The organism is Psychrobacter sp. 4Bb, assembly GCF_002836735.1.
Taxonomy (GTDB): domain Bacteria; phylum Pseudomonadota; class Gammaproteobacteria; order Pseudomonadales; family Moraxellaceae; genus Psychrobacter.
Genome location: NZ_PJAS01000077.1, coordinates 83,673 through 96,502 on the forward strand (window position 1 = coordinate 83,673; position 12,830 = coordinate 96,502).

Sequence of the window (12,830 nt, forward strand, 5' to 3'; positions counted from 1 at the left end):
ATATCAAGCTACTGATGCGCCGCATCTCGTCTAAACGTCCACGTCTTATCATCAGACGCGTCTTCACAGTAATAATATCCTGCCAAATCAAACTGCTTTAGCTGCTCAGCCTTTCACTTTATATTGACCATTTTCTCACCTTTCTCGATGAATAGCGTTTCGCTAAAAGTATGATTTTGTCATAAAGTCTATTTGGCTATTATAAATTCTGTTATCGAAAGATAGCAGGGCTTTTTTGTGTCTAATTTAATGGTAAGTTTCTTTTAACATGTACTACTATATATGCTATTATTTGAATATATAGTGGAATGATAATTCAATTAAAAGGAGTTTGGACACGTGTTGCGGGTCAGAATGCGCAAATTATCGTGTGCCATCTAATGTGATCACGATGAAAAAAATTAGGCTTGGAATATTTGTAGAAGATGAAACATTAGCATGGCACAAATTTATGCCATTAAAGTCTCTAGTAGATGAAGGTATAGTTGAGGTTTGTATTGCCATCCAACGAAGTGCAGACCACCAGTCTAACCCCTCTCATATATCCAAGATTATACCGTCTATCAATCAAAAGTTATTTTCTATTCTTTCTCGAGCTAAAAAGACTACCAAGCGTTATTCTATTCATGATTTAGTCCCTAATGGCAAAATGCCTGTCATTACATCAATACCAAGACAGAATAAATCCACTGATGAAATTGAAGTCTCAGTGATTAAGAGACTGCAGGCAACAGATTTAGATTACCTGCTGAGTATGGATTTCCAAACCTTAATAGGGAAAGCGCTAGGTGTTACGAAGCATGGCATTCTCTTACTTCATTATGGTGATGAAAGGATACAGCGAGGTGAGCCTGCGTTGTATTGGCAGTTTGCTGAACAATGGGAGAACAGCGTCGTGACACTGCAACTATTGAGTAATGACCATGATGTACACAAAGTGGTAGGTAGAGGTTATGGCACTTTGTTTTACTGGGACTATAATTTGACTGAGGACAAGTTAAAAGGGGTTGCAGCATCAGTACTGTATTGGTACTTCCGTAAAAATGAAATTGGCGTCGAAAGTGGGAATTTTATTAATTTAATTAACGATCACACACTTTATAAAACGCCTCCACAGTTAACAGCAGTACGACATTTGCAGAATTTTCTCAAAAACTACATGATAAAAAGGTTTTATAAAAGTCTTTATCTAAACAATTGGAGTATTTTTATTGGTTCTATGGATCAGCCGATACAAACATACATGGAGATACTGCCTGAAAAGGGATGTTTTTGGGCCGATCCTTTTTATATTGAACACGACTCAAGACGTTACATATTTTTTGAAAGCTTAAATTACAAAGAGAATGTTGGTCGAATAGAGTGGATAGAGCTGAATGAAAGCCATCAAGTTATTGGTTCAGGACAAGCTGATTTGGGTATTAGCACGCACTTAAGCTTTCCCAATGTATTCGAGTATGAGGATGCTGTCTATATGATTCCAGAGGCTGCAAAAACCAATTGTATTAGCTTATTAAAAGCGACAGATTTTCCGTGTAAGTGGGAAAAAGTTCATGAGTTAGTTTCAGACGTTCAGGCCGTGGATAGCGCCGTGATTGAGCATAATGGATTATGGTATCTTTTCACAACCCACGGTTCAATTTCAGCATTTACTATGGATTTAGAGTTGTATATTTATACGTCTGACAAGCTGCAAGCAGATAATTGGACCATTCATCCCTCGGCGCCTCTAAAAATTGACGTGCGTGGATCGCGATTAGCAGGCGCATTATTCCGAAAAAACGGTCAGCTCTTTCGTACTGCCCAGGATGGTACTCTTAGATATGGGCGTAGGGTGGCTTTATACCTAGTAGAAGAGTTGACACCGATCTCTTATAAGGAAACCTTTGTACGTTATATCGAACCGAATTGGGAGACTGACATTGATCGTCTCCATACCTATAATGTTTATAATGAAACAGTGGTACTGGATGTTTCAAGGGATAAGTTGCGCTTTAGAGTATAGGACCTAAAAAATTTAGTGGTTGGAGAATAAAAAACCCATGATAAGTTTCGGCTTATGATAGGTTTTTTATAATTTTGACTCGTATTATCTCAAGCTACTGATCCGCCGCATCTCGTCTAAACGTCCATGTCTTATTATCGGACGCTTCTTCACAATAGTAATAGCCTGCCAAGTCAAACTGCTTTAGCTGTTCAGCATTGGTCAGCTTATTATCAGCTGCATATTTCACCATTAGTCCACGGGCTTTTTTGGCATAAAAGCTAATCACTTTGTATTGACCGTTTTTCTCGTCTTCAAATCGTGGTGTAATGATATCTGCCTTCAGTGCTTTTTTCTTTACCGCCTTGAAGTATTCATTAGAAGCCAAATTCACTAATACCTTGTTATCGCTGTCAGCCATACGCGCATTGATAACGTTAGTCACTTCCTCGTCCCAAAACTCATAAAGATTGTCACCGCGCTCATTTTTCAGCTTGGTGCCCATCTCTAAGCGATATGGCTGAATCAGATCTAAGGGCTTTAGTACTCCATACAGTCCAGACAAAATGCCTAAATGCTCATTGACATAAGTAGCGGTATCTTTGTCCATATGATACATATCAAGCCCAGTATAGACATCACCATCGAATAAATAGCCTGCAGGCTTGGCGGCATTATCAGAGGCATCGTTAGTAAACGGCTGCTCTTCACTCCAATGCCATTGTTGATTGCGCGTGGCATTAAGCTGAGCCAAATCGTCAGATATGCTCATCAGCTCTTGTAGGTCAACAGGCTCTTTTGACTTCAGTACTTTCATCAATTCTTGTGAGCGCTTGATTAGCTCGGGCTGGCTATAGTAGTTGCCTAAATTCAATGGTATAGCGTCTGTTTCGTTCAGGGATTTGGCAGGGGAAAGCAAAAAATACATAGTTATTCCTTATTATAATGAATCGATGACGGGTTTTTTCGAGTGTCAAGTATTCTTATTATACGGTATGCATGGGTGGAACTTGACTTCACCTTGCTTATTTTATGTTTATTGACGTTATATTTTTAATAAAAAAATAGATTTAGGGTTAGAGAATAAATGGAGGTAGGCCTGTATCTATAAGGGCTAAGCGTTTTTCGGAAAAATAAAAGGCTTTAATATACCAACAAAAAGTATGCCAATGGTGTAAATACCTAAATTTTTATTTTACTTGTGGGTCATCATTAGACAATGAAACTTGACGAACGATATCTCTATAATAAAAAGGCATGATGGTAAAGTAGCTATCATTTATTAAATTGATAACCTTTGGTCGCTGTAATGGATTAATCATGATCAATGGGTTTTGTCCCCTGTGCTTTTTAGATGTGCGTTGAGGGTATTAAAGGTAGTCGTGAGACGTAAATATAGTCATTGGACGTAAGTAAGGAGACGGTATGAAAATCGGTGTAATCAGTGCAGATATCACGAGCGAGAGCCGTGTAGCCATAACCCCAGACGCAGTAAAAAAATTGCGTAAACTTGGGTTTGAAGTCGTCATTCAGTCAGGTGCAGGCCAAGCAGCATACTATGCTGATGAGTTGTATCAGGCTGCGGGTGCCGACATTGCCAGTAGTCGCACCGAGGTGATCACCCAGTCTAAGATTATTACCACCGTCAATGACCTACCAGCGGAAGCCACTGAAAGCTTATCGTCTGGTCAGATCGTCATTGGCATGCTTGACCCGTATCGCAACACTCAGCTTGACACTTATGCAGCCAAAGGTGCGACAGTCTTTGCGATGGAGTTATTGCCTCGCACCCTGTCACGTGCACAAAATATGGATGTATTGTCATCACAAGCCAACCTTGCTGGTTATAAAGCCGTATTGCTCGCGGCCAATGAGTATTCACGTCCTTTCCCGATGTTTATGACGTCGGCAGGTACCGTTAAGCCGGCCAAAGTCGTTATCCTAGGTGTTGGTGTTGCAGGTCTACAAGCCATCGCAACCGCCAAGCGTTTGGGCGCTGTGGTAGAAGCCAGTGACTTACGTCCGACCGCTCGCGAGCAAGTAGAGTCACTCGGTGGTAAGTGGCTAGATGTGCCGATGAGTGCAGAGGAAGCTGAAACAGCCAAGTCTACCGGTGGTTATGCGTGGACACCATCCGAGCAGTATGTCAAAGATCAAGCGGCAGTCGTGGACAAAGCCTTGAGCAATGCGGATATCGTCATTACTACTGCACAAATTCCTGGTCGTAATGCTCCGCGTCTGGTGCATGGTGCAACCCTCGCTAAAATGAAAGCAGGTTCAGTATTGATCGATATGGCGGCTGGTACTGGTGGTAACGTCGAAGGCAGTGTGCCGGACCAAACCATCACGACAGACAACGGCGTACGTATCGTTGGCGCTGCCAATATTCCATCTATGCTAGCCGCCCAGTCTTCAGATTTGTATGCCAATAACCTTGTTAACTTTATTACGACATTGATTGCACCTGCTAGCGATGACGCATCAGCCAGCTTGGCACTTAACGTAGACATGGAAGACGAGATTCAGGGCGCACTGGCAGTGACACATGACAGTCAGGTACGACTAGCCAAACGTTAGTTTGAACAGTCTATTACCACATACTTTGTCACTACACATTTGCCAGTAATGAATAAATTTTTAGGAGAATTAGATGATTGCCACTATTTTAGCTGCAGCGCCAGCCGGTGCGGCCATGAGTAGCACACCATTTGTAGCGATTTTCACTGTATTTGTGCTCGCTATTTTTGTCGGATACTACGTGGTTTGGGGCGTAACGCCTGCATTACATACGCCATTGATGGCGGTAACCAACGCTCTATCAAGTATCGTCATCGTGGGTGCGATGCTACAGACTGTCACGATTGATGGTTCAATGTTTACACCGACCAGCTTGCTTGGTGCCTTCGCGGTATTTTTAGCCAGTATCAATATCTTCGGTGGCTTTGCGGTGACTGAGCGTATGCTTGCGATGTTTAAGCCGAAAGTGAAAAAAGCACCTGTAGCAACAGAAAATGGAGGTGACGCATGAATGATTTCTCAACAATGATTGCGGCAAATGCAGATTGGTTCTATCTAGTCGGCGCTATCCTCTTTGTTTTAACGTTACGTGGTTTGTCTAGCCCAAAGACAGCGATTCGCGGTAACCGTTTTGGTATGGCAGCGATGGCAATTGCCGTTGTGACTACCTTCTTTTTAGCAGAAGGCCCTGTGCTTTGGTTGATAATCGGTGCGATGGTGTTGGGTGCCCTTGTTGGTATGTGGAAAGCAAAAACAGTCGCAATGACCCAAATGCCAGAAACGGTTGCTTTAATGCATTCATTCGTCGGTTTGGCAGCGGTTGCGATTGCACTTGCGACGGTATTGCACACTGAACAGCAGCATGGCGCCGTTGCCCGCATCGAGCTATTTATCGGTTGCTTCATCGGTGCAATTACGTTCTCAGCCTCAGTCTTTGCCTTTGGTAAATTAGCAGCGAAAAGCTGGGCGAAAACATTGGTTGGGGGCTGGGTAAAACCGGTCCAAGCGCTACTATTCATTGCGATGATTGGGTTCGGTGGCGTGTATTTCGTCACTGATTCATTACCAGCATTTTACGCGATGGCAGTGATTGCAGTTATCTTCGGTTGGATGTGGATTGCGCCAATTGGCGGCGGTGATATGCCAGTAGTTGTATCACTATTGAACTCATTCTCAGGTTGGGCAGCAGCAGGTATTGGTTTCACCCTTGGCAACTCGATGCTGATTATCGCAGGTTCGCTGGTCGGTTCATCAGGTGCGATCTTGTCTTACATCATGTGTAAAGCCATGAACCGCTCACTACTTAATGTCTTGTTTGGTGGCATGGGCACATCAGCGGTGGCAGCAGGCGGCGATGATGGAGCACCGAAGAACTACAAAGCAGGCTCAGCAGAAGACGCAGGATTTCTCATGTCTAATGCTAGTAGCGTGGTCATTGTACCAGGTTATGGTATGGCACAGGGCCGCGCACAGAATGCAGTAAAAGAGCTATATGAGTTGTTAAAAGAAGAAGGTGTTAACGTTCGTTTTGCTATCCACCCAGTTGCGGGTCGTATGCCAGGCCATATGAACGTCCTATTGGCTGAAGCTGATGTCCCTTATGATGATATTTTAGAAATGGACGAGATTAACTCAGATTTCGCGAGTACAGATGTGGTCTTGGTTATCGGTGCAAATGACGTTGTGAATCCATCTGCGAAAGATGATCCTACTTCTCCAATCTTTGGTATGCCGATTCTAGAAGTCAGCAAAGCCCAGACGGTCATGGTCATCAAGCGTTCAATGAGTACCGGTTATGCTGGTCTGGATAACAGCTTATTCTACATGGACAAAACCATGATGATCTTTGGTGATGCCAAGAAAATGGTGGAAGAGATGGTACGTACTATCAATGGCGGCGGTCATTAATCTCTAAGCTATGTTTTTAATCCTTGTTATGCACAGATAAGTTTTTAGATAAAGAAAGTCACTGAGGTGGCTTTTTTTGCGTTAAAGTGGGCGACATTTATGAGCCGACTATGGATTGAGATTATTTCCAATTACGGTCAGTTTTTAATGATCACAATATTAACTGCGCTTTATGTACTCACTATACGGTATGCGCCTGATTAATTTTTTAGCTAATTTGAACTGCTTTAACGATTTACGATTACCAATTATAAATACGATGAAATAAGAGAAAGATTTATGAACATGTTACTGCGTTTTTTTATTATGGTCAGCTTACTTAAACAACAGCTCAAGCATCAATCGACGAGCGAAACTATCAGTCTAGAGACATTGACTGCACCGACCGTCCGTCATTATCGAATTTTGCCCCACGATATGGGATTTCGCGATCATCTGCCCAATTATCGTTATTTATCATTTATCGAGCTAAACGTCACACGCTGGGTAAAGGCGTGCTGTCACCAAAAAGGCATTAAACCGTTGAATTGGGTGATTGCCATGCAGGAGATGATTTACCTTAAGCAAATTAAATTTTTGGATAAAATGACGCTTAGCAGTGCAGTCGCAGGATGGGATCATAAATACGTGTATTTTGAACATCGGTTCTTTGTTAAAAATCAGCTGATGGGCGTTGGGATGACCAAGTTTGTTTTTACAGATAGTAAAGGTATGCGCACACCAGAAGTATTAGACATGATGGGCGAGCAATTGACAGATACGATTAACACATGGAATGAGCACCAAGTCGCGGTAAAATCGACTAAATCAGTCTAAGCCATATCGCAAACCATTATTGAAACCCAGTATTGAAAAACAGCATCGTAAAATAACTTGGCTATAATCATTTGCTGAATTTTGGTAGGATAGAGCCCATCAAGTCGTCAGTATTAGGACGATGGCATTACTTTTAAGACGATGATTCTCAAAACGACTAAAAATAAGGTACCGTTATGACCCCACAAAAATTAAAATGGACAGACAGCTTAGATATCGCGATTGAGCTTTATGAAAAATTTCCAGAAACAGATCCACAGTACATTCGCTTTACTGATTTGCATCGCTGGGTCACTGAACTTGAAGGCTTTGATGATGATCCACAAAAATCAAATGAAGGCATCCTAGAAGCCATTCAAATGAACTGGATTGATGAAGCCGATTAATCGATTCGATCTGCCAGCATTGCTACAAACAGAAAACTAAATAAACAGATAAAAAAGGCCGCATCATGACCTCACAAATTAAAGAGCTACCAGAAGCGATAGCTTGTAGCGGTATCAGCGTTCGTACTACCAATAACGCTGAGATAAGCCATGACACTGCCAAACTTGGTAGATTATGGCAGAAATTTTATCAAAATCACGCGGGTGAACTTCCTGAAGGTGAAGACATTTATGGTGTCTATCACAACTACGAAAGCGATGATCTGGCAGGGGCGTTTGACGTTGTGGCCAGTTGGAAAGTAGCTAGCGAGCAAGATGCTCAGTCAGAAAGCGACAATGTGGCCAATGCTAGTAATGTAGTGACGGTTGATATTCCTGCAGGAAAGTACTTGGTATTTTCTGAAGAAGGTTATATGCCTAACACTGTGATGAATGCATGGGAAAGTGCTTGGGAATATTTCAATGCGCCCGATTGCGAGCATACCCGAACGTTCAATGTAGACTTTGAGCATTATATCGGTGGTAACTTAGAATACGGTCAAGTTGATGTCTATATTGGTATCGAGTAGATCTAGTAAGTGGCTTAAGTAATTTAAGCCACTCAATTCATTGTCGATAAAACAATGACAAAAAAAGCGCTAACCTAAATTAGGTAGCGCTTTTTCTTTGGATAGATATAATCAATTAGATAGGTGCAACTAACATTACAATCAGTCCAACAATAAATTTTCCAAAATGCCTTCGTAAATCCGCGCAAGCTTTCCTAGATCATCGACTTCTACTTTTTCATCTACTTGGTGAATCGTTGCATTACGTACACCCAGTTCAACGACTTGGGCACCAGTTGGCGCGATAAAGCGTCCATCGGAGGTACCACCAGAAGTCGATAGGGTGGTATCGACATCGGTCACTTTTTTGATGGCATTTTGACAGGCCGAAACCAGTTTTCCTTCAGGGGTCAAAAACGGCTGACCAGATAACTTCCAATGAATATCGTAGCTCGCTTTACTGTTGGCAAAGTGCTTATCAAAGATAGCATGCGTTTTTGCCTTTAGTTCATCTTCAGTCGTTTCAGTTGAGAAACGGAAGTTAAAAACCACGTTTAGCGTTTCAGGAATGACATTGGTTGCGCCAGTGCCGCCGTTGATATTCGATATTTGTAATGATGTGGCTGGGAAGTAGTCGTTGCCGTTGTCCCATGCGGTAGAAGTCAATTCAGCAAGGGCAGACATCGCCGCATGAATTGGATTAGATGCCAGATGTGGATAGGCGACATGGCCTTGTTTACCTGTAACGGTAAGCTCTGCACCTAGTGAGCCACGACGCCCATTTTTGATGATATCGCCTAACGTATCAGTACTTGATGGCTCACCAACGAGACAATAAGTGATTTTTTCTTGACGCGCTTCTAGAGTCTCAATCACTTTGACCGTACCATTAATTGACGGGCCTTCTTCATCTGAGGTGATTAAAAAAGCAATAGAGCCATTATGTTCGGGATGATTGGCGACGAAACGTTCGGCTGCAACAGTAAAAGCTGCAATACCCGTTTTCATATCGGCGGCACCGCGTGCCCATAAATACCCATCAGCGATAGTTGGGGTAAATGGAGGGTATGTCCAGTTTTTCTCATCACCCGTTGGCACGACGTCAGTATGACCAGCAAAACAAATCACTGGATCGCTAGTACCGCGGCGTGCCCACAAGTTTTTGACTTCAGCATGTTCACCGCTTTGTTTTCTATCACCAAAATACATAAATTCGCAATCAAAGCCTGCTTGTTCTAACCGTGCTGACAACATATCTTGGCAACCATCGTCATCGGGCGTTACTGAAGGGCGCTCTAACAGTGCAATACTTAAATCTAAGGTTTCTTGCTGATGAGTTGTGTGTTGAGATGCGCTTGATTGGTTATGAGAGTCAGACATGGATAAGCCTTTTGTATAATAAATTAAAATGGTAAATATAAATAAAGAGTAGAGGATAAATGCTAAATGGCTACTTCAACAAAAGGTATTAAACCATCTCGGCGCATCCAAGTGGCGATAGAGTAGCGTTGGCGATGCGCAGTTTGTACTTGATGACGTAAATCACTGTCGAAAATGATCAGTCTATTGGCAACTGGCATCACTTCATGGTGCGTGCCATGTTTGTCAACGACCTCTAGTGCACCGCCATCGGTTGCTTCCCAATTATCATTAAGATAAAACACTGCCGAGATCACCCGTTCATCACGTCCAGTAGGGTTGTCACTGTGCCATTGATAGCCAAAGCCAGTCGGATAGCACGCATAATGCGCTTCGCTATGGCGAATACCAGCAAATAAACTACGATTGAATAGCGAGGCCAAAGCATTAATGCTTTGTAGATAGTAATAACCTGCAAAAAAGTCTTCGGTAATCCAGCGTATTCTATCACCGCGAATATCACTGATGCGAACACCAGCGGTCAGCTCTGCATCACGATAGTCAATAAAACCGCTTTCTGCTTGTAATGCTAATAAGGCAGTACTATTGAATACATCATCAATAATGAGCCAGCCGTCAGTGACAAAGGTATCGAGCTGTTTATCCGTCAGCTTATCTTCCCAGTCCACTGCAAAGTCAGACATTTGCAATACGTGCTGAGTAGGAGTTTCTTGGCTAACATTATGAGTATCTGGCAGCAGTAATGGTGGATTATCCTGACCTATCGGATGATCAATGACCAACGCTGTCTTGTTAAGGTTGCTAATAATCTGCGTCATTTCATCTCATTATTATCAATCAGCTGTCAATATACCGTCATTCAATACGTTTTTATTGAAAGCACTTACTAAAACCACATTATCTTTTACTCTGCCTATGCTACCATAGATGCAATTTTTCTTATTTAAACTTTTGAGATTATGAACTATAAACACGCCTACCACGCTGGTAACTTTGCTGATGTGGTTAAACACATTTTATTGGTACAACTGCTTAATCAACTGGGGCAGAAAAACAAACCTTTTTATGTGCTTGACGCTTATGGCGGTCGTGGACTGTATTCACTAAGCAGTGAAGAAGCGCGCAAAACAGGTGAGGCCAAAGGCGGTATTCAAGCTTTTCTAAAAGCAGATACCGAAAAGGCGCCAGCTGCTGTCAAAGATTATATGGAAGGCATTAAGCAAGCCAAATTCACTTACGACAATAAAGTCTACCCTGGTTCGCCATGGTGGGTAGCCCATCACGTCGAAAAAACCGCAGCTAAAAAGCCTGATGCTGGCGTGCGTGCTGAGGCTTTTGAAGCCAAAGCGACTGAATACGATGCGTTGAACTATCAGCTACATAAGTTGCCAATTGGTATTCAGCATCGTGATGCTTTTGAAGGTATCACCGCTGTTATTCCACCAAAAGAAAAGCGCGGTTTGATTTTCCTTGATCCCCCTTATGAGCAAGAGCATAAAGACTTTACGCGCCTGATCGATTTATTAGTCGCGGCTTATAACAAGTGGCCACAAGGAACTTATGCGCTTTGGTTCCCAATCAAAAATATCGAAGCCGTAGAGCTCTTCTACAAAAAGCTTAAACGTACTGAAATGAGACGTCAGCTGGTTTGTGAGCTAAACATTTATCCTAATGATGTTGCAGTTGGTCTGAACGGTACAGGTCTACTGGTTATCAATCCGCCATGGCAGTTTGATAACCATGCACGTGAGATATTACGTTTCTTACAGCCAGTACTAAAAGTAGAAGACGCGCCAAACTTGACGCCTGATAGTGCGACCAATGTGCGCTGGCTCGTCGGCGAATAGCAATAACGGCCAATAAGGATATTAAGATGACGACTCAGCCACCTATCGGCCAGCCGAATAATGCACCTTTGAACAATTCATCGCTAAACGACGGCTCGCTGCAAGATAATGCAGCGACTCAGCCACCATTTATTGATGAGCACGAATTTAATATTCGCCTAGCGAATAACGACAGCTATGATGGTTTGACATTTGAGGTGATTGAAGCTGAAGTAGCCGAAGGTAAGCGAGTAGTTAGTCGCGGTGTTTATTTGGCACCCAATCTGATCACTACCTTGTCGCTACTGTCAGGCTTTTACTCGATTTTGGCGAGTACCCAAGGCGAGTTCTATAAGGCAGCTTTGGCTATCTTTTTATCCGCTATTCTTGATGGCGCAGATGGACGTGTCGCACGTATGCTCAATGCGCAAAGTCCATTTGGTGAGCAATACGACTCTTTAGCAGATATGCTAGCGTTTGGTGTTGCCCCTGCTATTTTGATTTATAGCTTCGCTTTAGAGCCATTGGGTCGTATCGGCATTGGCTGTGCGTTTGTCTTTACCGCTTGTGCTGCTTTTCGCCTTGCACGCTTTAATGTTCAAGTCGGCATCGTCGATAAAAAGTACTTTGTTGGCTTGGCAAGTCCGCTGGCTGCTATATTGGTAACGTCCGCTGTGATGGTCGCAGTCGATCATAACGAGTGGATTGGTCAATACGATACAGCTGTCATGCTATTGTTTGCAGCTTGGGTAGTGATTTGTGGTCTACTGATGGTCAGCAATGTCAAATACTATAGCTTTAAAGAGTTTGATAAAAAGAAAGTACCTTTTGTAGTGCTTATCATTGGGGTGCTAGTCATGAGCATCGTGCTCTATGATATTCCTGTTGGTATCTTAGCGATCGGCATTATCTACGCGTTATCAGGTATCGTGACTACGATTAAAACGAAAGTGAAAGGTTAAACGCTGTATTTGGATTCTACAAAAAGGAACTTACCGTCAGGTGAGTTCCTTTTTTTACGCGCTATATATACTGCTGAAATACGTTAATCACTATAAAAAAGCTAAATCTGTAGATATAAAAGACAGTATTTAAAGTTTGATAGCGATAACAATAGGTTAGGTAAATAGAGTATCGCTGATATAAAATAACCGAGATTATTTCTAGAGTTTCCTTGTTTTCTATCTAAAACTCCGTATAATGCCACCCAGTCGAAAGGGAAGTGGTTTACTAATTTGGACGATGTAGATTGTTTAAATTAAATAGAAAATACTTCTTGACTAAATAAATATAGCGTCTATAATACGCACCTCATCAAGACGAGCTGGAAGTAGCTAGTGTGTAGATTGCACATTAATAACCCAGTTAACTTGTTGAAACAAATTAAAAAAAGAAGTTGACAGACTATTAAAACATGATATGATGGTCAGCTCGCTAAATAGGATAAGCCACATTGGCTGACTTG

At 42.3% G+C, this 12,830-nt stretch carries 12 protein-coding genes; 9 read left to right on the forward strand and 3 right to left on the reverse strand.

Annotation, left to right across the window (positions count from 1 at the left end):
* Window positions 1–391: 391 nt before the first annotated feature.
* Window positions 392–2,005, forward strand: a complete 1,614-nt coding sequence (locus CXF60_RS14260; protein ID WP_102092428.1) for a glucosamine inositolphosphorylceramide transferase family protein — start codon at window positions 392–394, stop codon at window positions 2,003–2,005.
* Between the two features lie 94 nt (window positions 2,006–2,099).
* Here the strand turns inward: CXF60_RS14260 and yaaA are convergent, their stop codons facing one another.
* Complete coding sequence (gene yaaA, locus CXF60_RS14265) at window positions 2,100–2,912, reverse strand: peroxide stress protein YaaA (protein ID WP_102092429.1); 813 nt, start codon at window positions 2,910–2,912, stop codon at window positions 2,100–2,102.
* Between the two features lie 497 nt (window positions 2,913–3,409).
* On the opposite strand from yaaA, the gene CXF60_RS14270 reads away from it, so the two are divergent.
* The 6 genes from CXF60_RS14270 (at window position 3,410) to CXF60_RS14295 (ending at window position 8,180) form a co-directional block, all read left to right on the forward strand.
* On the forward strand, window positions 3,410–4,561 hold the full coding sequence (locus tag CXF60_RS14270) for a Re/Si-specific NAD(P)(+) transhydrogenase subunit alpha (protein ID WP_102092430.1): 1,152 nt from the start codon (window positions 3,410–3,412) through the stop codon (window positions 4,559–4,561).
* 115 nt (window positions 4,562–4,676) lie between these two features.
* Entirely contained in the window at window positions 4,677–5,012 is a 336-nt protein-coding gene (locus CXF60_RS14275) for a proton-translocating transhydrogenase family protein (RefSeq protein ID WP_219621845.1), read from the forward strand.
* Entirely contained in the window at window positions 5,009–6,409 is a 1,401-nt protein-coding gene (locus CXF60_RS14280; protein WP_102092432.1) for an NAD(P)(+) transhydrogenase (Re/Si-specific) subunit beta, read from the forward strand. Before CXF60_RS14275 ends, CXF60_RS14280 begins: the two co-directional genes overlap by 4 nt.
* 279 nt (window positions 6,410–6,688) lie before the next feature.
* Window positions 6,689–7,225, forward strand: a complete 537-nt coding sequence (locus CXF60_RS14285; RefSeq protein ID WP_102092433.1) for an acyl-CoA thioesterase — start codon at window positions 6,689–6,691, stop codon at window positions 7,223–7,225.
* A gap of 176 nt (window positions 7,226–7,401) precedes the next feature.
* Complete coding sequence (iscX, locus tag CXF60_RS14290; protein WP_021812734.1) at window positions 7,402–7,611, forward strand: Fe-S cluster assembly protein IscX; 210 nt, start codon at window positions 7,402–7,404, stop codon at window positions 7,609–7,611.
* A 65-nt stretch (window positions 7,612–7,676) separates the two neighbouring features.
* On the forward strand, window positions 7,677–8,180 hold the full coding sequence (locus CXF60_RS14295; protein ID WP_102092434.1) for a GyrI-like domain-containing protein: 504 nt from the start codon (window positions 7,677–7,679) through the stop codon (window positions 8,178–8,180).
* A 141-nt stretch (window positions 8,181–8,321) separates the two neighbouring features.
* On the opposite strand, the gene dapE is transcribed toward CXF60_RS14295, so the two are convergent.
* Entirely contained in the window at window positions 8,322–9,539 is a 1,218-nt protein-coding gene (dapE, locus tag CXF60_RS14300) for a succinyl-diaminopimelate desuccinylase (RefSeq protein WP_102092435.1), read from the reverse strand.
* Between the two features lie 62 nt (window positions 9,540–9,601).
* A complete protein-coding gene (locus tag CXF60_RS14305) occupies window positions 9,602–10,357 on the reverse strand; it encodes a 2OG-Fe(II) oxygenase (RefSeq protein ID WP_102092436.1) in 756 nt (251 codons plus the stop codon).
* Between the two features lie 141 nt (window positions 10,358–10,498).
* Between CXF60_RS14305 and CXF60_RS14310 the strand changes: the two genes are divergently transcribed.
* The gene (locus CXF60_RS14310; protein ID WP_057758888.1) at window positions 10,499–11,386 is read left to right on the forward strand and encodes a 23S rRNA (adenine(2030)-N(6))-methyltransferase RlmJ; all 888 of its coding nucleotides are present in this window, start codon (window positions 10,499–10,501) and stop codon (window positions 11,384–11,386) included.
* Window positions 11,387–11,412: 26 nt separating this feature from the next.
* Entirely contained in the window at window positions 11,413–12,327 is a 915-nt protein-coding gene (pssA, locus tag CXF60_RS14315; RefSeq protein WP_228707157.1) for a CDP-diacylglycerol--serine O-phosphatidyltransferase, read from the forward strand.
* Window positions 12,328–12,830: the final 503 nt, after the last annotated feature.